The 21,136-nt window shown below is 53.7% G+C and carries 15 protein-coding genes and 1 pseudogene; 6 read left to right on the forward strand and 10 right to left on the reverse strand.

Annotated elements, in window-relative coordinates; translation table 11 throughout:
- Positions 1–131: 131 nt before the first annotated feature.
- Positions 132–1,433 (reverse strand): D-amino acid dehydrogenase, encoded by a 1,302-nt coding sequence (locus ACE1BR_RS05600; RefSeq protein ID WP_374868344.1) that lies wholly within the window; start codon positions 1,431–1,433, stop codon positions 132–134.
- A gap of 579 nt (positions 1,434–2,012) precedes the next feature.
- Between ACE1BR_RS05600 and ACE1BR_RS05605 the strand changes: the two genes are divergently transcribed.
- On the forward strand, positions 2,013–3,398 hold the full coding sequence (locus ACE1BR_RS05605) for a tryptophanase (protein ID WP_374868346.1): 1,386 nt from the start codon (positions 2,013–2,015) through the stop codon (positions 3,396–3,398).
- Between the two features lie 134 nt (positions 3,399–3,532).
- Here the strand turns inward: ACE1BR_RS05605 and cdd are convergent, their stop codons facing one another.
- The 3 genes from cdd to ACE1BR_RS05620 all read right to left on the reverse strand — a co-directional run bounded on the left by cdd (position 3,533) and on the right by ACE1BR_RS05620 (position 5,642).
- Positions 3,533–4,417, reverse strand: coding sequence for a cytidine deaminase (cdd, locus tag ACE1BR_RS05610; RefSeq protein ID WP_374868348.1), 885 nt, complete (start codon positions 4,415–4,417; stop codon positions 3,533–3,535).
- A 185-nt stretch (positions 4,418–4,602) separates the two neighbouring features.
- Positions 4,603–5,289, reverse strand: coding sequence for an LrgB family protein (locus ACE1BR_RS05615; protein WP_374868350.1), 687 nt, complete (start codon positions 5,287–5,289; stop codon positions 4,603–4,605).
- Positions 5,286–5,642, reverse strand: coding sequence for a CidA/LrgA family protein (locus tag ACE1BR_RS05620; protein WP_346214491.1), 357 nt, complete (start codon positions 5,640–5,642; stop codon positions 5,286–5,288). The genes ACE1BR_RS05615 and ACE1BR_RS05620 overlap by 4 nt, the downstream gene beginning before the upstream one ends.
- A gap of 168 nt (positions 5,643–5,810) precedes the next feature.
- On the opposite strand from ACE1BR_RS05620, the gene ACE1BR_RS05625 reads away from it, so the two are divergent.
- Positions 5,811–7,520 (forward strand): glycoside hydrolase family 36 protein, encoded by a 1,710-nt coding sequence (locus ACE1BR_RS05625; protein WP_374868353.1) that lies wholly within the window; start codon positions 5,811–5,813, stop codon positions 7,518–7,520.
- Between the two features lie 80 nt (positions 7,521–7,600).
- On the opposite strand, the gene ACE1BR_RS05630 is transcribed toward ACE1BR_RS05625, so the two are convergent.
- Together ACE1BR_RS05630 and sbcB are read right to left on the reverse strand one after the other, a co-directional pair.
- Positions 7,601–8,026 carry a hypothetical protein gene (locus ACE1BR_RS05630; RefSeq protein ID WP_374868411.1) on the reverse strand — a complete coding sequence of 142 codons (426 nt, stop codon included), beginning with the start codon at positions 8,024–8,026 and terminating at the stop codon, positions 7,601–7,603.
- A gap of 218 nt (positions 8,027–8,244) precedes the next feature.
- A complete protein-coding gene (gene sbcB / locus ACE1BR_RS05635) occupies positions 8,245–9,672 on the reverse strand; it encodes an exodeoxyribonuclease I (RefSeq protein WP_374868355.1) in 1,428 nt (475 codons plus the stop codon).
- Between the two features lie 286 nt (positions 9,673–9,958).
- Here sbcB and ACE1BR_RS05640 point away from each other — a divergent pair.
- The 4 genes and pseudogenes from ACE1BR_RS05640 to ACE1BR_RS05655 form a co-directional block, all read left to right on the forward strand.
- Positions 9,959–10,426, forward strand: a pseudogene (locus ACE1BR_RS05640) (hypothetical protein); the annotation flags it as partial.
- 216 nt (positions 10,427–10,642) lie between these two features.
- Complete coding sequence (locus tag ACE1BR_RS05645) at positions 10,643–12,256, forward strand: alpha-glucosidase (protein ID WP_374868357.1); 1,614 nt, start codon at positions 10,643–10,645, stop codon at positions 12,254–12,256.
- Complete coding sequence (locus ACE1BR_RS05650; RefSeq protein ID WP_374868359.1) at positions 12,253–13,605, forward strand: MFS transporter; 1,353 nt, start codon at positions 12,253–12,255, stop codon at positions 13,603–13,605. Before ACE1BR_RS05645 ends, ACE1BR_RS05650 begins: the two co-directional genes overlap by 4 nt.
- A gap of 794 nt (positions 13,606–14,399) precedes the next feature.
- Positions 14,400–15,296 carry a LysR family transcriptional regulator gene (locus ACE1BR_RS05655; RefSeq protein WP_374868361.1) on the forward strand — a complete coding sequence of 299 codons (897 nt, stop codon included), beginning with the start codon at positions 14,400–14,402 and terminating at the stop codon, positions 15,294–15,296.
- Here ACE1BR_RS05655 and ACE1BR_RS05660 read toward each other — a convergent pair whose 3' ends face one another.
- Genes ACE1BR_RS05660 through scpA form a run of 4 tightly spaced genes read right to left on the reverse strand, consistent with a single transcriptional unit; the run spans position 15,297 to position 20,735 of the window.
- The gene (locus ACE1BR_RS05660) at positions 15,297–16,775 is read right to left on the reverse strand and encodes an acetyl-CoA hydrolase/transferase family protein (protein ID WP_374868363.1); all 1,479 of its coding nucleotides are present in this window, start codon (positions 16,773–16,775) and stop codon (positions 15,297–15,299) included.
- A 30-nt stretch (positions 16,776–16,805) separates the two neighbouring features.
- Positions 16,806–17,591, reverse strand: coding sequence for a methylmalonyl-CoA decarboxylase (scpB, locus tag ACE1BR_RS05665; RefSeq protein ID WP_374868365.1), 786 nt, complete (start codon positions 17,589–17,591; stop codon positions 16,806–16,808).
- A gap of 14 nt (positions 17,592–17,605) precedes the next feature.
- Positions 17,606–18,598 (reverse strand): methylmalonyl Co-A mutase-associated GTPase MeaB, encoded by a 993-nt coding sequence (gene meaB / locus ACE1BR_RS05670; RefSeq protein WP_374868367.1) that lies wholly within the window; start codon positions 18,596–18,598, stop codon positions 17,606–17,608.
- On the reverse strand, positions 18,591–20,735 hold the full coding sequence (gene scpA, locus ACE1BR_RS05675; protein WP_374868369.1) for a methylmalonyl-CoA mutase: 2,145 nt from the start codon (positions 20,733–20,735) through the stop codon (positions 18,591–18,593). Before scpA ends, meaB begins: the two co-directional genes overlap by 8 nt.
- Positions 20,736–21,136 lie beyond the last annotated feature (401 nt).

The raw sequence follows: 21,136 nt of genomic DNA on the forward strand, positions 1-21,136 counted from the left end.
GGGGGGGGGGAGGGCGATGACACGGCCACCGCTAAGGGCGGTGGCCTGTCAATAACGCGGGTGAAGACAGTTCTCTTGCCGTTGAGCTGGGGGCGTAGTTGGCAAGTGCAATAGCCCGACCGGTTACGTGCTTAGCCGTAACGGGCCAGGGTCAACCCCTCGTCGCTGATGGCGGTGTCGCTGCCGCTGATCAGGTCGCTCAATAGCTGGCCCGAGCCGGCTGCCATGGTCCAGCCGAGGGTGCCATGACCGGTATTGAGCCAGAGACCGGGAATGGGGCTCGGCCCCACCAGCGGGGTGCCATCCGGCGTCATGGGGCGCAGGCCGGTCCAGAACTCAGCCTGACTGATATCGCCCCCTTCGGGGAAGAGATCGCCGACCACCATGGCCAGGGTATCGTGGCGTTTCGGGTTGAGGGTGAGGTTGTAGCCCGACAACTCCGCCATGCCGCCGACCCGGATCCGCTCATCAAAGCGGGTGATGGCCACCTTGTAGGTCTCGTCAAGCACGGTACTGCGCGGCGCGGCGTCTGCGTTGATCATCGGCAGGGTGAGGGAGTAGCCCTTGACCGGATAGACCGGCAGCTCCAGCCCGAGCGGGCGCAGCAAAGGCCGCAGAAAACCGGTGGCATAGCTGCCGAGCGCACAGACGATGGCATCGGCGCGATAGCGCTGCTCGTTTGCCCGCACCGCCACGGCGCGGCCCCGGGCAACCTCAATCTCGTCGATATCGCAGTTGAAGACGAAATTGACCCCGAGCTGCTCGGCTTCAAGGGCAAGGGCCTTGGTGAAGCGGAAGCAGTCGCCGGTCTCATCGCCGGGCAGGCGCAGGCCACCGACGATTTTGCCGCGTACCCGGGCCAGCGCAGGCTCTGCCGCTTCGCAGCCGCTGGCATCGAGGGACTGGTAGGGGACGCCATACTCCTCCAGCACCTCGATATCGCGCTGGCTGGCATCGAGCTGGGACTGGCTGCGGAACAGCTGCAGGGTGCCGAGCTGGCGCCCTTCGTAATCGATGCTCAGCTCGTCGCGCAGCAGCTTCATGCAGTCGCGGCTGTATTCGGCGAGGCGTACCATGCGCCCCTTGTTGGTGGCGTAGGCGGTCGGGGTGCAGTTGGCGAGCATTCTGAGCATCCAGCGTAGCTGGAAGGGATCGGCGGTGGGGCACACGGTGAAGGGGGCATGCTTTTGCAGCATCCACTTGGCTGCCTTGAGGGGAATGCCGGGGGCCGCCCATGGGGCAGCATAGCCCGGGGATATCTGTCCGGCGTTGGCATGGCTGGTTTCAAGGGCGACGCCACCCTGCCGCTCCAGCAAGGTCACCTTGTGACCCGCTTTGGCCAGATACCAGGCGCTGGTTACCCCAATCACGCCGCCACCGAGAACCACTATCTCCATATCGTCTTTCCTTGACTGATCTCCTGATGTGGCCACCACCTTAATCAGCTGCCACAGGATATTCAACCGATGTCGGCAGGATTGGGATCTCCATCTGCTTGTGGGTAGAGGGTTGGCATTTGGTGCGAGTAATGTGTTTGATACCAGGGAGACCTGCTGATGGATCTGACCGGGAGAGGGTGATGACGGGTTGCCTTAATGTGTTTTCGTTCGGGTCATTTTCTGGGGGGGCGCGGCTTTGTGAGCAGGCGCACAGCTTGCCTGCATGCCCCTTGTTTCGCCGATCCATGACCGCTAACGTGGCGAGGCTGCCGGTTGGCAGTGCGCATCAATCTGGCATGGCAACCAGGATGGGTTGCCAGCGACACTGTTTACAGTCAATAAGTTGCAACCAATACGGAGGGGAGTGATGCCTATCATGACAGCTACGCCCCGGGCAGCTTGCCTGCTCGCCCACTGGTATACCCGAGATCCCATTCTCACCTTCGACTTTCCTCACCGCTGAACGGCGGCACCCGCCACTCGAGAAATTTAGCCGGACGATCCTGATCGCCCCGGCCACGTTACTTATCCATTTTTCACGAGCACTGGCCCCGCGCCGGTGAGGAGTTTTATATGCGTCGTATACCCGAACCGTTTCGTATCAAGATGGTCGAGCCCATCAAACAGACCACTGGCGCCGAGCGCCGTGCCGCCCTCGAGGCCGCTGGCTGGAACCCCTTCCTGCTGCTGGCTGAGGATGTCTATATCGATCTGCTGACCGACAGTGGCACCGGTGCTATGTCTGATCGTCAGTGGGCCGGCATAATGATGGGGGATGAGGCCTATGCGGGCAGCCGCAACTTCGTCGAGCTGGAGCGCGCGGTACGCGAGATTTTTGGCTATCAGCATGTGATGCCCACCCACCAGGGGCGCGGGGCGGAGCAGATCCTCTTCCCCGAATTGGTCAAGCGCTGCAAGGGCAAGGCACCGGTCTTTATCTCCAACTATCACTTCGACACCACCAAGGCCCACGTGGAGTTGGCCGGGGCGCGGGCCATCAACCTGCTCACTCCGAAAGCCCTCGACACCACGGCCCCTTACGCCTGGAAGGGGGATTTCGATCTCGGCCGCCTGAGCGACACCATCGAGACCCTGGGGGCCGACAATGTGGCCGGTGTCATTATCACGGTCACCTGCAACAGCGCCGGTGGTCAGCCGGTCTCCATGGCCAATATGGAGGCGGTCTCCGAACTGGCCCGTCGCCACCATATTCCGGTGGTGATCGACGCCGCCCGTTTCGCCGAAAACGCCTGGTTTATCAAGGAGCGGGATCCGGCTTATGCCAAGAGCAGCATCAGGGAGATAGTGCGCCAGATGTTTGCGCTGGGGGACATCTTCACCATGTCGGCCAAGAAGGACGGGCTGGTCAATATCGGCGGACTCTGCTGTTTCAAAGAGGATATCGACCTGTTCCGCGCGGTGCAGGTGCGCTGTGTGGCGATGGAGGGGTTCGTCACCTATGGCGGCCTTGCCGGACGGGACATGGCGGCGCTTGCCATCGGCCTGCGCGAGGGGATGGATGAAGAGTATCTCACCTACCGCATCAGTCAGGTGGCTTATCTTGGCGAGCGGCTGGCCGAGGCGGGCATCCCCATCCAGACCCCCACTGGCGGTCATGCGGTGTTTGTCGATGCCAAAAAATTGCTGCCCCATATTCCGGCCGAGCAGTTCCCGGCTCATGCGCTCGCCTGTGCGCTCTATCTGGAAGGGGGCGTGCGCGGGGTGGAGATCGGCTCCCTGCTGCTGGGGCGTGATCCAGTTACCGGCAAGCAGGAGGCGGCGGACTTTGAGCTGCTGCGCCTCACCATTCCGCGCCGGGTCTACACCCGGGATCACATGGACTATGTGGCCGACTGCCTGATCGCGGTGAAAGCGCGGGCCAGCGACATTCGCGGGCTCACCTTTGACTACGAGCCGCCGCTGCTGCGCCACTTCACGGCGCGGCTGAAACCGGTCTGATCAATAACCGGTTTGACGGGGTGATCAACCGCGCCAAGCCGTGAAGATCGAGGGCTAATCCCGGTTAAACAGCCCAGTAAAAAAGCCCCCGCACCAAGGTGCGGGGGCTTTCGTTTATCGAAGCGAAGCCGGGGTTAGACCGCCTGATACTCCAGCTCGATGGAGCCCAGCGCCTTGAGGGTGGACTGGGCCGAGTCACGCTGGCTGATCTGGCCGTTTTTGTTCTCCAGCAGCACAGCTCGGCGGATGGTGGCGAGATCTTCGCCACCCAGCACCGCATGGGCGCAGGCCATCTGCATCGGCGGCAGGCTGGGGTTGAATGCGGCGTTCTCGGCGTAGCGGCCAGAGAAGATGCGGCCATCGGCAAATTGCAGTGCCACCGCGGCATAGCCCTGACTGTAGGGGGCGTAGCTTTGACGGGCGGCGGCCAGTGCGGCTTGCCACAGCGGGTCTTCGCTTTCGAGCGTGAGCTCGGCGTGATCCTGCGGGCTCATCAGCGCATCGGTGATGTCGAGATCCGCCGGGCCAAACGAGTGGGGCAGGAAGGATTGCAGGGCGCTCAAGTCATCGGGCAGGGAGACTTTCAGGATCTTGGCGGTGCTCAGCTCGTTCATAAACTGACGGCAGTGGCCGCAGGGGGTGTAGTTGACGGTGATCTCGCTGATACCGGTCTCGCCGCCCAGCCAGGCGTTGGAGATGGCAGACTGCTCGGCGTGGACTGAGTGGAACAGACCCTGACCCGCGAACTCCATATTGGCGCCGAAGTACCAGGTGCCGCTCAGGCCACAGGCGATGGCACCGACGTAAAATTTGGAGATGGGCGCTACCGAGCAGGCAGCGGCCAGCGGCAACAGGGCGAGGCGCAGGGCGCGATCATCGAGACCTGTGGCGGTTTTCAGGGTGGCGACTTGCTCCGGCGTGAAGCGGGCGTTGAAGTCGGCACTATCCAGCATGGGCTGCACGGCTGCTTTGAGCGGGGCAGAGAGGGTATCGAATGGCTTGGCAAAACGGGGATGCATAGTGTGTCCTCAAAGGCCAATTGGGCGGCCATTGTAGGGAGCAAGTTCGGGTAAATGTGTGAGCCTGCTCACGCCCTGACGGGCAAACGGAGGAGGATGGTAATAGAAACGTTTGTCTTGTGCAAATTGTGCAGCAGGTCGCACCCCGACAGGCCTGCAGACCTGTCGGAATGGACAATTGCTAGTCAGATGAGCCAGTGATAGATGGCAAAAAGGAGGGGGGCGACGGCGGCGGTGAGGATCCCGCATACCACCATGGCGAGCGATGCAAAGGCGCCCTGGGTGATCCCTTTCTCGGCAGAGGTGGCGGTGCCGATGGCGTGAGCACAGGCGCCCATGGCAAGCCCCTGGGCTTCCGGGTCGGTTACTTTGAGCAACTTGAGCAGCGGGTAGCCAATCAGCGCACCGACAATCCCCACTACCACCACCACGGCCGCCGCGATGGCGGGAATGCCGCCGATGGACTGGCTGACGCTCATGGCGAGCGGGGTGGTGATCGATTTGGTGGCCAATGAGGCGAGCAGCGCCGGATCCGTGCCCATAAAATGACCGATCAGCAGGGTTGTGCACACCGAGATCAAGACGGAGGCGAGGGTACAGATTAGGATGGGCTTGAGTTTGGCCTGGATCTGGCGCGCCTGCTGATAGAGCGGCAGCGCCAGCGCCACCACGGCGGGCTCCAGCAACATGGTGATGGGGCTGCTGCCGCTCTCGTACTGCTCAAGGGGCAGATCGAGCCAGAGCAGCAAGCCGATGATCACCGCGGTTGGTACCAGCACCGGGTTGATGATGGGCCAGGGCAGGCGGCGATAGAGGGCGCGGGTAGTAAAATAGAGTGCCAGGGTCAGGGGAATTGCGCACCAGAAGATCATTTGTTCATCCTCTGGTAGAGCCGACCGACGGTGGCGAGGATCAGTACGATCCCGAGCACGATGCAGAGCATGATGACGCCGAAGGATTGGCGCAGGGGCTCAAGCCAGGCCACCAGCCCGACTGCAACCGGTACGAACAGCACGCCCATGTGGCGCAGTAGCAAGCCTGCCCCCAGCTCGACCCAGTGCAGTTTTATCAGTTGCAGCGAGAGCAGTACGAAGAGCAGTAGCATGCCGATGATGCTGCCGGGAAAGGCAAAAGGCAGGATGGCTGCCACGGATTTGCCTGCCAGCAGGCAGGCGACAATGACCATAAAGTCACGAAGGTACAGCAAGGCGCGTTGCGCGATCACGTCAGCCTCATCTTGGTAACTGGAAAGAAAGGCGCAGTTTACCAGAGAGGGGCGGTCGCGGCATTAAAACAATAACAACTGAAATCAGTTCGTTTGAATCTGATTTAATGAGGCAAATCTTTCGAAGATTGTCCGATAGAACCCATTTTCGAACTACAAGGAGTAGTGATGACATCCCTTTTGTCCCGTGTTCGCCAGCTGGCGAACGATAACGCGTTGCCACCCCATTTGCTGCAAACCCGTCAGTGGGAGGGACCCCTGTGCCGGGTGCGGCTCGACAACACTGGCTCTGAGACCACCGCCGTCGGGCGCTGGGTACTGTTTGATGGCAAGCTTGGCCTGCCGGTAGAGAGCGCCATCTATGGCGAAGGGTTTCAGATGCTGGCCCAGACCATGGGTAGCTGGCAATCACCGCAACCTGTCGGCCGCTGCCCTGATGCCAGCGTCTATCGCATCACCGATGACAACGGCTACCACACCATTCACAACCTGTTGCTGGTGGAGCATAACAAGGGATGGCTGTTGCTTGCCTTTGCCAGCTGCCACCGTTTTGGTGGGGAGTTTCGCCTCTACCCCGATGGTCGCTTGCAGATCCTGATGAACTGCGAAGGGCGGGAACTCGCGGTCGGTGAACATTGGCAGAGCGAGGCGCTGATCTGCCTCGAAGGGGCGGAGCGCGAGGATCTGCTGGCCGAGTTGGCACAGCTGATCGAGGCCGAGCACGGCTCGCTGATCGGCAAGGTGGGCGAGCGCCCCAATGGCTGGTGCTCCTGGTATCACTACTACGCCGAGGTGAGCGCTGCCGATATTCGCGAGAACCTGCAGGTGCGCGCCGAGCGCTTCCCGGTCCTGCGTTATGTGCAGATCGACGACGGTTATCAGGCCAAAATGGGCGACTGGCTCACCCCGTCGGCCAAGTTCGAGCAAGGGGTGGCGTCACTGGCTGCGGAGATCAAACAGGCTGGCTGTGAGCCCGCCCTCTGGGTCGCCCCCTTTATTGCCGAGCCCACTTCGCAGGTATTCCAGGATCACCCCGACTGGTTCGTGAAGGGGGATGACGGTCTGCCGTTGCCCTCCGAGCGTGTCACTTACGGCGGTTGGCGCTGCACACCCTGGTATGTGCTGGACGGCACTCACCCCGAGGTGCAGGCGCACCTCGAGCGGGTGTTCCGTACCCTGCGTGAGCTGTGGGGCATCCACTACTTCAAGCTGGATGCCAACTTCTGGGGCGCCATCCACGGTGGTCGTTTTCACGATCCGGCAGCCACCCGGGTTGAAGCCTATCGGCGTGGCATGGCGGCCATCCTGCGTGGTGCAGGTGAAGGCGCCTTCCTGCTCGGTTGCAACGCCCCGATCTGGCCAAGCCTTGGCCTGGTGCACGGCATGCGGGTGAGTGATGATGTGGAGCGCAACGGCCACCGCTATCGCCAGATTGGCCGTGAGGCATTCTGCCGTGCCTGGCAAAATGACAAGCTCTGGGCCCTTGACCCCGACTGCATCTGCTTGCGGTATCTGCCGAGTCAGCAGGCGAGTCAGGCTGAATACAGCTTCCATCTGGCGGCACTGGTGGCGAGCGGCGGCATGATGCTGGCAGGAGACCGGCTGCAGGATCTCGACGAGATGCAGGCGGCGCAGCTCAACAAACTGCTCGCGCTCTGCGCGGTACGTGCACCGTCAGCTCGCTTTGAGTCGATGGATTTTGCCTGCGGCGAAGTGAGCCTGCCGCAAGGGGGATCCTTACTCTGCCTCTTTAACTGGGAAGTTCAACCTCAGGAGTTTCTGCTGCCGCAAGGGGGAAGCGATTTCTGGGATGAGCAGGCTGTCGGTACCACCTTAACCCTGCAGGGGGGGGAGGGGCGAGTGATCCGCTACGCCTGATCACTTCGCCGCGACAAACAATTCAGGCTCCATCATGGAGCCTGAATTGTTTGTGATTGTGGTGAGCGCAGAGCAGAGTCTCAGTAACGCCACTCAAAGCCGATGGCATATTTGGCGGAACCATAGCCTGGAATATCATTGCCAGAGGCAATTGCCTTGAGGGTCATGCGAGATCCTAAAGGGATGCCGAGGCCAAAGCCAATGGCGAGCCGATCATTGGGGTTACCGATCAAATCAACGCGAAGTACCCGATAGAGGGACATATCCTCGCTCATATGCATATAAGCCTGAGAGGCACGATTGTAAGCTTGTCCGAACACTTCAAACTGGAAGCCCGCATGCTCGCTGATGGCCAGCGGAACACCGACAAATTTGTAGAGGTTGGAATCAGTGAAAAAGCTGTTGGTGACCTGCGGGGTAAAGTCGGTCTGGTCGTAGAGCGTGCTGAAGTTGTGCTCGACAATTTGGTAAGTTTGCTCCGGCAGGCGTGCAAGATAATCCGGCATATCAAACCGGTATGTGGCGTTGGCTGCCAGCGGCAGTAGCACCAGTAATCCTGACAGTGAGCGGCGATCTAGCTTCAATATAGGGTTTCCGTTCTCTCGGAGTGCACAAACAGGGGAAGGAAAAGTACATCAAATCAGTTTGTTAGAAGCTCCCCTTCGTCATTATGACCTGAAGAAGGGGATTGGTGGGGAAGATTTAGTGTGAAATTACTCACAACTCATAAATCTTCCAGATAGTGATAGATGCTCTTGAGGATCGCAAAGTTTCGTTCGTTCCCCTGATTTTGCTCTGCCAGCGCCTCGAGACGGGGTACATAATCTGGCAGGCGGCGGCTGAAGTAGTCGCTGCAGTGCAGGCGCCAGCGTTTCTGTTCGGTTTCGCTCAAGGTGTGTGGCCAGTTGCGGGCGCGGTAGCGAAACAGCATCTCCGGCAGCCGTGAGTCGGTAAAGGCAAATTCCCGTTCACCCAGAAGCTCTGCCGGGGTGGCCCGCACCAGATCCATGGTGGACTTGTCGCCATGGCCAAAGAATCCTGCGTAGAGCTGGGTATCGGGGTCGCTCTCATTGCTGCCGGTAAACTCCTGATTGAACACCTCCACCAGTTTTTCCCGTACTTCGGGGTGGGCACGCAGCAGATCCAGGCTCTTGCGGCACTGCTCCCTATCGATGCCCAGCTCATCGGCCCGCTCCGGCGTCAGGGTGGCGGCCGGGGCAAGCACCGGGCACTTGTTGATGTGCACCAGTTTGACCGGAATACCCGCCAGATCCCCCAGCTCCTCTTTCTTGGTGTAGAGGCGCTCGCGGATCTCCTCGCTGGTGAGCTCGATAAGCGGGGTGGGGTCGCGGGTCAGATCCACCATGATCACCGCATTCTGGTTGGTGGGGTGCCAGGCGAGCGGCGAGACCCAGCTCACGCACCCTTGCCAGGGAGAGAACATGCCGGAGACGTGCACCAGCGGCTTCATGGTCACCACGTCGATCAGCGCCTTCACCTTGTTCTTGTTGCGAAGGTCAAAGAGATAACCAAACAGCTTGGGCTGGGCTTTTTTCACCAGCTTGGCCATCTCGATGGTAGCCAGCACATCCGAGAGCGCATCGTGGGCATTGGCGTGAGCCACGCCGTTGGCCACCGTCAGCTTCTCCAGCCGGAAACTCGGTTTGCCCTCTTCATCAAAGGCCCACTCGATCCCCTCTGGCCGCAGGGCATAGCAGGCCCGCAGCATGTCGAGGATGTCCCAGCGGGAGTTGCCGTTTTGCCAGCTGTAGCCATAGGGGTCATAGAAGTTGCGATAGAGGGTGTAACGGGTCACTTCATCATCGAAGCGAATACTGTTGTAGCCCAGCACACAGGTATTCGGGGTGGCGAACTGCTCGTGGATTTGGCGAATGAAATCCGCTTCACACAGTCCATCCTTCATCGCCTTTTGCGGTGTGATGCCGGTGATAAGGCACGCCTCCGGATCTGGCAGATAGTCCGCCGGCGGCTTGCAGTAAATGACCAGTGGCTCGCCAATGAGGTTGAAATCCGCATCGGTACGAATACCGGCAAACTGCGACGGCCTGTCCTTGGCGGGGCTGATACCGAAGGTCTCGTAGTCGTGGAAGTAGAAGGTTGGCTGTGTTGCTTGGTTCTTGGGTGTGCTCATGTGTTCTTGTTTGATCGCCTAAGCTTTTGATTATAGGGTTCTTAATGATGTGTTCAGCATTGTCTGAGCACCCAATAAATTCTTTGTCGTTTGTGTCTGCCCGCCTATGTTCACCGTCCAGTTAGTACAACTCAAAGTACAACATGTCATTGGGTGAGTGATGGCAATTACAGACAGCTGGCTGTGAGGGGGCAATGGTAAACCATACTCGGGTCAGAGCGAAGTCACAGAGGTGTAGTGCTCTAATCATCCCTGACACCTTTTACCGAATACCAGGAGGGTTACCGGTGCTCATCGCTATCAGGTCGCCTGGTCTGAACGACGGCGCTGGCGCGTGGGTTTGATGTCCCGCAATCAATCAGCAGGTGTGGGTGTGGCGATATAACCTACGTCTGGTACCTGGCCTCTATACCCGCCGAGTTGTGGGCTGGGCGATGTCTGACAAGCGCTGATAAAGCGCAAACATTAAAAGCTGCATGACTCAGAGTATGAGCTGGTGTGGCAACGGTCGGGGCACACCTCGATAAAGCGGTTATTCAGGAGTCTGAGGTTAGAATGGATCCTTATTGCGGGCTGTATGAACCTGAGATAAGCAAAACGCGATATCAGATATTAACTGATAGATGACTACAGCTGGCGGTGTCAACATCAACACAATTACTGGATACCACCAGTAAAAGCCGAGGACTCCCTTTTTTATTTAGGTCATCCGCTTTTCTGGATGAATTATGTATTTGAGCCTAAGTTGCAATAATTTTATATATCTTCAAAATTGTGACAAGCTCCGAAAAATTGTAAACATTTTAACTATTTTTGTGACTTGACTCAATCTTTATATAGATACGATTTATTCACGTGCGTCTTGCTGATACATTGGCTGTGGACATAGAGACAAATCAATAGATTATCACTCCTTAGAGGCAAATCATGATTATCGCTCTGCATACTAATGTATTAAGAGAGCAAATAAATGAACAAGTCGATACAGGATATTATTGTTTACCAAATCTATCCAAAGAGTTTTCGCGATAGTAATAACGATGGCATTGGCGACTTACAAGGTGTCATTTCCAAGCTGGATTACCTATCCGATCTTGGTGTAAATGCTATCTGGCTTAGTCCAATCTACGACTCCCCACTTGATGATAACGGTTATGATATAAGTGATTATCAATCCATCCTTGTACAGTTTGGTACAATGGCCGATTTCGATCAGTTATTAGAACAGTGTAAACGTCGCAACATTAAAGTAATTATGGATTTGGTTATTAACCATTGTTCAGATGAGCATATCTGGTTTAAAGAGTCCAGAAAATCCAAAAACAATCCATATTCAAATTACTTTCATTGGGCTGATGGTATCAATGGAAATCCACCTAATAAATGGCGGTCAGTTTTTGGTGGCTCTGCTTGGGAGTATTCACCTGAACGAGATCAATATTATTTGCATATATTCAGCAAGAAACAGCCAGATTTAAATTGGAGTAATCCCCAGCTCGTCAATGAAATCCATTCAATGATTAAATGGTGGCTTGATAAAGGTATTGACGGATTTCGTATTGATGCAATCTCATTCTTAGAGAAACCCGTAGATTTCCATTCATGTGATAGTGAGGATTTTGCCACTGTTCCTTGTGCAAATAAAACGCTTGGTCACAGCTACATTAAAGGATTTATGGATATCATTAATTCCTATGATGCATTTAGTGTTGGTGAAGTAAACGAGGTAACTAGTGAGGGTATTTTAAAATACGTTGCACCAGCAGCGGGTGAATTTCAAATGGCAATTTCTTTTGTACCACCAGAAATTGAAGTTTTTAATGATGACTTGGTCTCTTATTACAAGGAACAATTAAAAACAAAATTAGAGATTGAACAACAAGGTGGTTGGAATGCTATTTTTCTATCAAATCATGATAAACCACGTCAAGTATCATTGTTTGGTGACGATGCAGAAGAATATTGGGAAGATGCGGCTAAAGCATTAGCAGTGTTGGTGTTAACCCAGAAAGGCACTCCATTTTTATATCAAGGTGAAGAAATTGGCATGACTAATTGCTATTTTGACACCATAAATAAATACCATGACTTGGATACCATCAATAAATATAATGAAAAAATTGAAGCAGGCGTCCAACCTGATGATGCATTCAGGTTAGTCCAGTTAGCCAGTCGTGATAACGGTCGTACACCTATTCAGTGGAATAGTGATACGTACGCTGGCTTTAGTACAGTGGAACCTTGGCTTGGTATCAACCAAAATAAAGACACTTTGAATGTTGAGTTGCAATCGCAATCACCCACATCAATTTTAAGTCATTACAAGAATCTAATATTACTACGAAAAGAAAATCAAGTTCTTATAGAGGGGCATACCAAATTATTAGACTTGGGTAAAAATATAATTGCATTTGAACGCTCACTTAATGACGTGCGATTCATTGTTATCGTGAATTTATCTAAAGAAGTCACTAGTATTAAAGCGATAGATTTTCATGGTTTAACAACATTAATGTCGAACAATTTTAGTAATAATAATCTGTCCGGTTATGGTTACGTCATATTTAAAGGCATTATACTATGAAAATTTCATTGCAAGAGAAAGTTGGCTATGGTTTAGGTGATCTGGGGTGTAATGTCATATTTCAAACGGTTATGGCATACCTAATGTTTTATTATACAGACATTGCACTAATTAATGCGGCAGCTGTTGGAGGTATTTTTCTACTAGCACGCATAATTGACGCCGTTTCTGATCCCGTGATGGGGTTCATCATTGATAAAACCAACACTCGATATGGTCGTTTTAGGCCATATCTATTATTTGGCTCAGTTTTTCTTGGTTTAACTGCATTTTCTTGTTTTACTATTCCGGTGGATTATAGTGAGAATTCTAAAATTGCATATGCTGCAATAACCTACATTGTACTTGGTATTGCTTATACCATTGTTAACATTCCTTACTCAGCATTAACGTCAGCGATATCAGCCGATCCCAATGAGCGCACAAAAATAACGGCAGTCCGTGTTATGTTTGCTGTTATTTCAGGCTTGGTCGTCGCTCAAATCGGCAACCTTGTTGATTTCTTTGGTGAAGGAGACAAGTTACTTGGCTACCGTTATGCGATCGGTTTCGCGGCGTTTCTTTCTACAGCATTACTTTGGATAACTTTTGTAACCACAAAAGAGCGTTGTACTGCTGATTCAAAAAGTGAAACAAGCTACACCTTAAAGGAGAGTGTTAGATTACTGGCAAAAAATAGACCGCTTATTATCCTGTCGATAGTATTTTTGATGATCCTAACAGCAGGTTTTATCTCGTTCTCTATGAATATTTACTTCTTAGAACATGTAATGATACGTCCAGATTTGATTGGTACTTCAATCATAGTCGGCACTGTCACTACATTTTTAGGGACGTTTTTTGTTCCTATAGTAACTAAGCGATATGGTAAAAAAGAGACTGCCATTATTACCTTAGCTGCTTTTGGATTTTCCCATTTGTTTTTTGCTTGGAACGCTTATAGAATTAACTCAGTTGAGTTATATTTTGTGATTATTGCCGTTAAAGGCTTTTTGAATGCATTTGCTTGGTCGATGGGTTGGGCGATGCTGCCTGATACTATTGAGTATGGTGAAAAGCAAACAGGTATTCGTAGTGAAGGTCTTGTTTACTCAGCATTTAGTTTCTGTCAAAAATTGGGCATGGCGTTATCAGGTGTGATAACCGGTTTTGTACTAAATCAATATGGATATGACCCTGTGTCAGGAATTACAAAGGAGGCTGTGGATGGAATCATCATTCTGTTTTCTTATATTCCCTTTGTTCTTGCCTTATGTAGCTCTTTGCTCCTTCAGAAATTCAATCTCTCTACTGATGTAACCTTTTACCGAAAGGGGTTTGATGCACACAATTCGACAGGTATCGGGTAATCCTTTTTCTCGGTGCCAGTACGAACAAATGCGCGTAGCCGTAAACGTTCACCGGGGGCGGGTTGACATGCAAAATGGGGCTTTCGTTTCTTGATCCCCATTTGCCGGTTGCCTGTATAGACCTGATTATCATCTGACACCGGCCTCAAACCGGTGTCTTGTTTGCGCCACTTTAGTGTGTGCTTCCTTCGGTATCAATTTCAGATCCTGCTTGAACATCTGCCTCTCCTTCATTCACCTTGCCCTGGTGTGCCCGCTGGTTGCTGTGGCTATCCGGATAGCTCTCTAGGTCTGGCAGCATCTACTCCACCTTTTCATACCTGGTCGTCCGTCTTTTGGTCTGGAAGTGTTCTCCGGCAAGGTGCAAAGAAACCGTTCGATAAAGCTCTTGCGCTGTGGCTTACCCACCTTGGTTGTCCGACCGGATGTATAAACCCGTGCGGCGTGGTTGCCCACATCAACCAGTCAGTTATGACTTTCTCAGCCCCAGATGACAGTTACACGCGAGATCTCCTAACAGACCGACCAAGGGGGTTCAGTGTGTTGACACCGTTTTGCGGTCGGAGCTGAGTGGGAAATGACATTTTTATAAACGGATCCGGTACCGGTTAGCGATAGGTACATCATTTGCACATTTATATTTATGTTCTGCAAGATGGGGTTGAGGGGACATAGAGTAAATTTTTTCTCGAAGCGAATGCTGGCGGCGTATTAACTCGAGCATCCACTGAGTTATCATCAGCAGGATCGTTCGGCATTACTGCGATACGTATCTGGTTGTTCATGAGGGAAATATGGATATTTTTGTTTCAAAAAAGATGCGAAATTTCATCTTGTTGGCGCAAACCAATAACATTGCCAAAGCTGCTGAAAAAATACATATGACCGCTTCGCCCTTCGGCAAGAGTATTGCCGCGCTGGAAGAGCTTATCGGGTATGATCTGTTTACTCGTAAAGATAATAGCATTAGCCTCAATAAGGCAGGGCAGGAGCTATATCAGACACTTTTCCCAATTTATCAGCGATTATCTGTCATTGATGCCGAAATACATAACTCTTCCGCTCATTCACGGCATATCGTCATCGGCATCGACAACACCTATCCAACCATCATATTTGACCAGTTGATCAGCCTTGGCGATAAATATGACGGAGTCACCACGCAGGCCGTTGAGTTTAGGGAAAACGGGGTTATCGACAATCTGTTCGATCATCAGCTTGACTTCATTATTTCGCCACAGCAGGTTTCACAACGGGTACAGCGGCTGGAGAATTTGGCCATTACCGAGCTGCCGCCACTCAGATTGGGGTTTCTGGTCTCCCGGCGTTATGAAGATCGCAATCCGCAGGAGCTGCTGCAGGAGTTACCCTGGTTGCAAATGCGTTTCCAGAACCGGGCCAATTTTGAATCAGTGCTGGATGCGTACATGCATCCCTGCGGCATTCATCCCACGATTATTTATCGCCCTTACAGCTTTATGGCAAAAATCAGTGCGGTGGAACGTGGTCAGTTTTTGACGGTCATTCCCCATTTTGCCTGGCGGCTGGTTAATCCGGCCAAGTTGAAATACTTTGATGCTCCTCATACTCCGATGTATATGCAAGAGTATCTCTATTCACTGAAAAACCACCGTTATACTGCCGCGATGATCGCGCACATCGCAGAAGATCGCGACAGTTCGGTAGATTAATCAGCCAAGCATGGAGCCGGTCTGCAGCAGGTTGATGTGCAGATCGAAGGCATGGCTCAGATCATGATGGATATGCCCACTGGGGGCATTTTCCAGGTAGTGATAGAGATAGTCCCGATAGAGCGGGTGGGCACAGTTTTCAATGATGGTGTGCGCCCGCTGCAGTGGTGAGAGGCCACGCAGATCGGCGATACCCTGTTCGGTGATGATGACCTTGACGCTGTGCTCGCTGTGATCAACGTGGCTGCACATCGGAACGATCGTGGATATTTTTCCTCCTTTGGCAATGGATGGTGCCATAAAAATGGAGAGGTAGGCATTGCGTTCAAAATCGCCGCTGCCACCAATACCGTTCATCAGATTGACTCCGGCAACGTGTGTTGAATTGGCATGGCCATAAATATCGAACTCCAGCCCGACGTTGAGGGCAATCACTCCCAGGCGGCGGATGATTTCCGGGTTATTGGAGATCTCCTGTGGTCGCAATACGATGCGGCTGGCGAAGAAATCCATATTGTCATAGATCTTCTGCAGTGAATTGGCGGAGACGGTCAGGCTGGAGGCACTGGCCCCAGACACTTTTCCGGTCTCCATGAGATGCACGACCGACTCCTGCAGCACCTCTGAATACATGGTAAATGATGGAATATCCGGATTTTCCCCAAGGCGTGCCATCACCGCGTTATTGATATTGCCCACCCCGCTTTGCAGTGGTAGAAATTCCCGCGGGATACGGCCGTTCGCCATTTCATTAAGCAGAAATGTCACCACATTGTCGGCAATTTGCTGACAGATGGGGTTCTCTTTATCCAGCGCATTGCCCGCATCCGGGAGTTCGGTATCAACCACGGCGACAATCTTGTGCGGATCGACCTGCACAAATTGGCTGCCGACCCGATCCATGGCATGGAAAATAGGCACACTGTTTCGCCGTGGTGGGGCTCCAGGCAGTATGATATCGGCGAGTTCTGCTACTCGCGGATTGTGGTAGTGATTCAGTTCGATAATCACTTTTTTGGCCCGTTGCAACCAGGTCGGTGCATTGCCAATTCCGCTGGATAGCCATACCCGGCCATCTGCTGTAATGGCCGAGGCTTCAATGACGGCGACATCGATATCGCCGAAGAAACCGTAATTAACCATCTGGGCCACTTCGCTCAAATGCAGGTCAACGAAGTTCACCTGGCCCTGATTGATTTTCTCCCGCAGCCCGGTGGCTGTTTGATAGGGTGCGCGCCAGGCGACTGCATCGGCCTCCGAGAGCGCATCATCGGCAGCCGCACCGATAGATGCGCCCGTCAGCAGGCGGATCTGAAAGGGTTGCTGTTCCTGATGCAGTGCACTGGCCCGTTTGGCGATGGCGGCAGGCAGCGCTTTGGGCGAGCCTGCCGGAGTGAAACCGCTAAATGCGACCATATCATTGTGTTGAATTATTTCTGCCGCGTCGTCTGCGCTGAGCCGTCTCCAGGGATCCTTCATCTTCTCCTCCTTATATTTATCCCAGCGTCATTAGCAGCCCTGAAAATGCGGTTTACGTTTTTCCATAAATGCAGCCATGCCTTCCTGATAGTCCTGACTATCGTAGACTTCACGGCGCATCCCCTGAATGCGTTCGAACTCGTCTGAATTCATGGTGTGTGCTTCGCCCAGCACGCGCAGCTCCTCTTTGATGACAGCAATGGCCAGCGGCGCTTTTTCCGAAATGTGATGGGCGATTTGCAGTGTGAAATCTTCCAGCTCTTCAGGCTCGATTACGTGATTCAGAATACCAACCGCCTGAGCGCGCTGGGCGGTGATGGGGGAGGCGGTAAAGATCAACTCTTTGACGATATGGAAACCGGCATCACGGGTCAGGTTATGAATACCGACCAGGTTATATGGCACACCCAGATTGACCGGTGTCATCGAGAAGGTGGAGGTGCTGGCCGCAATAATCAGATCCGAGCTCATGATCATCTCGAATGCACCACCCCAGACGCTCCCCTCGACCATCGAAATGACGGGTTTGGGATATTTCTGGATCATTCGGGTAATTTGACGCAGGGGATCGTCATAGGAGAGAGGATCGCGACGGCCACTGGGCAGTTCGTGGATATCGTGACCCGCGGAAAATACTTTGGCTCCGCTGGGGGCGCGCAAAATAATGCAGCGGATTTCCGGTTTATTCAGATCGCGTAACGCTTGCATGAGATCATCAATAAACACTTTGCTCAATGCATTCAATTTACGGGCGTAGTTAAATTCGATAACGGCAACTTTCTGAATGATAATGACATTGACGTATTGATAAGACATACCTGAATCCTTAATTAAGAGTATTGAAGTTGAAGAAATTCTTTTATTTTCTGCAGACCGGTGCGGACCGACAGTTTGTTGTCTTTAACCGCCTGGAGGGTTTGGTGAAAATAGTGGTCAAAATCCGGTTGCGTAAAAATCTGTTGCAGCACTTCCTCTTCCGTTTGCCGCTGTAGCCAATCAATGGCTTGTTGCTGACGCACCTTGCCAAGCCGACCGCTGTGGCTTAGTGCACGTTGAAAATCGGCGATAGCCTGCCAGATCTGCTCCATGCCGCGTTTTTCACGGGCACTGCAGGTCAACACCTGTGGCTGCCACTCCTCATATTTACGCCGTAAAATGTGCAACGCGCTTTCATACATATGACGGGTAATGGCCACATTCGGGCGGTTTTCGCCATCATCCTTGTTGATAATGATGAGATCGGCCATCTCCATCATCCCTTTCTTGATCCCTTGCAGCTCGTCGCCACCCCCTGCAATTTGCAGTGAAATAAAGCAATCCACCATGCGGGCCACTTCGGTTTCCGACTGGCCGACCCCGACGGTTTCCACCATCACCACATCGTAGTTGGCTGCTTCACACAGCAGTATCAGCTCGCGGGCTCGCTGGCTGGCGCCCCCCAGATGGCCACTGGATGGCACCGGGCGAATAAACGCCGAGTCGGTACGCGCCAGCTCGGTCATCCGGGTTTTGTCCCCCAGAATGCTGCCGCCACTGACCGGGCTGCTGGGATCCACGGCAATGACGGCCACCTTGAGCCCCTTGCTAATCAGCAGCATGCCAAAGGCTTCCAGAAAGGTACTTTTTCCGGCACCTGGCGTCCCGGTGATACCCAGCCGCAGCGCCTTGCCAGTGAAGGGCATGATGCTGTCGAGCAGCTGGGTGCTGAGCGCCTGATGGCGTGGATGAAGACTCTCCACCAGGGTCATGGCCTGGGCGAGCGCAGCACGCTCGCCTGACCGGATCCGCCCGATGTAGTCCGCCAGTGTCATCTCATTAATCATGATGCTGACTAATCCGTGTCAAAACATCGCGCACACTCTCCAGCATGGGCGTGCCGGGGCCATAGATCGCCGCGACACCGTGCTCTTTCAGGAAGGGGTAGTCTTGGGGCGGAATGACGCCTCCTGCGACCACGCAGATATCGCCACGTCCAGCCGCGTTAAGGGCGTTGACCAACTCCGGGATCAGGGTTTTATGGCCAGCAGCCAGCGAGGAGGCACCGACCACATGGACATCGTTTTCTACCGCCAGACGGCAGATCTCTTCAGGGGTGGAGAACATGGGGCTGAGATCGACATCGAAGCCCAGATCGGAGTAGGCGCTGGCAATGACTTTTGCGCCCCGGTCGTGACCATCCTGCCCCATCTTGGCAATCAGGATGCGTGGCCGACGGCCGTGATCGGCGAGGAACTGTCTGGTTTGCGCCACAATGGTGTCAAACTCGCTCGCACCTTTATCGGATTGGTGGTAGCTCTGGGAGATGACGCCGGTAATGCACTGGCTGGGTACCAGATAACGGTCGAAGGCGACTTCCAGTGCATCTGAAATTTCGCCAAGGGTGGCACGCACCCGGGCTGCGTTGACGGCGGCGGCGAGCAGATTTTCATTGTGTTGTGCGGCATGAGTCAGTGCTGCGAGCGCGGCTTTGACGGCCTTGCTGTCGCGGGTCGCCCGGATCTGTTCCAGTGAGGCGATCTGCTCGTTACGCACCATCACGTTGTCGATCTCCAACACCTTGGTCTCGTCTTCTTTCTCCAGCTTGTATTTGTTAACCCCAACGATCACCCGTTGCCCCTGGTCGATGAGCGATTGTTCCCGGGCGGATGCCTCTTCAATCATCCGTTTTGGCAGTCCAGCCTCAATGGCTTTGGCCATGCCACCCACATCGTCAATCTGTTTGATGATGGCGCGTGCTTGCTTGACTATCTGATCGGTCAGCGACTCCACGTAGTAAGAGCCCGCCAGCGGGTCAACCGTACGGCAGATCTCCGACTCTTCCTGAATAATGATTTGGGTGTTGCGGGCAATCCGTGCCGAGAAGTCAGTCGGCAGGCCGAGCGCTTCATCATAGGCGTTGGTATGCAGCGATTGGGTGCCGCCAAGGGTTGCCCCCAGCGCTTCGATCGTGGTACGGATGATGTTGTTATAGGGATCTTGCTCGGTCAGGCTCCAGCCCGATGTCTGGCAGTGGGTGCGCAGGGCCAGCGATTTGGGATTGGTGGCGCCAAATCCGCTGACGGCTTCACTCCATAAATAACGTGCGGCACGCAGCATCGCGACGTTCATGAAGAGATCCATGCCGATGCCGAAAAAGAACGAAAGGCGAGGGGCAAAGTCATCAATTTTCAGCCCGGCCGAGATGGCCGCCTTGATATATTCGATCCCGTCAGCCAGGGTAAATGCCACTTGTTGCACGCAGTTGGCACCTGCTTCACCCATGTGGTAGCCACTGATGCTGATGGTATTAAAGCGCGGCATATTGGTGGAGCACCAGGCGATAATATCGGCAATAATGCGCATGGATGGTTTGGGCGGGTATATATAGGTATTGCGGCAGAGATATTCCTTGAGAATATCGTTCTGGATAGTACCGGTCAGCAACTCTGGCGCGACCCCTTGCTCCTCCGCGGCAACGATATAAAAGGCCAGCACCGGTAATACGGCGCCATTCATGGTCATCGAGACCGACATTTTATCCAGCGGGATTTGATCAAACAGCACCTTCATATCTTCGACGCTGTCGATAGCGACCCCGGCTTTACCGACATCGCCCGCCACCCGCGGGTTATCCGAGTCGTACCCTCTGTGGGTGGCCAAATCAAAGGCTACAGAAAGGCCTTTTTGACCAGCTGCAAGATTGCGGCGATAAAAAGCATTGGACTCTTTCGCGGTGGAAAATCCCGCATATTGGCGAATGGTCCACGGCTGCGCGGTGTACATGGTGGCACGTGCGCCACGAACATACGGGGCGAGACCCGGCAGCGTGTTGGTGACTTCCAGTCCGTCAAGATCGCCCTGATGATAAAGCGGTTTGATGGCAATGCCTTCGGCAGTTTGTCGCTCCAGGGACTCCACGGTTTTCCCCAAGCGGCCCAGTTCCTTATTGGCCAGTTTTTGCCAATCCTGCACATTCGACATATTAAAACTCCATAGTTTTCAATGATTAATTTAATAAGCTGAGAGGGTTGAAAATATGCAGGTACGGTGAGCTTTTTGGCATGGCTTGTCGCCAGCAAAAAATAGCAAATAGCGCGTCATTTTTTGCCGCCTGATAAATTTCGAATTTGAGAGGTAGCGCAAGGTTTTATGGCGATGTTCATAGCCTGTCGCAGCCGGGCTGAAATATTCAGCAGCTACTGACTGAACAATGAATCCATGGCGCAAAATGTGACTGAATGGTTTCTTTGGTGATGAGAGGTTGTTGGCTGTTTTTTAATTGATTGACATGCTTAATCAGCCGAAGGTGATTATTGATGTGTCGGTTATCAATAATCCACGTCACGTAGTAGAGGCGTGTTCCAAAATACCGCGTATCCCAG

The sequence above is a fragment of the Aeromonas sp. MdU4 genome (genome assembly GCF_041929505.1).
GTDB lineage: Bacteria > Pseudomonadota > Gammaproteobacteria > Enterobacterales > Aeromonadaceae > Aeromonas.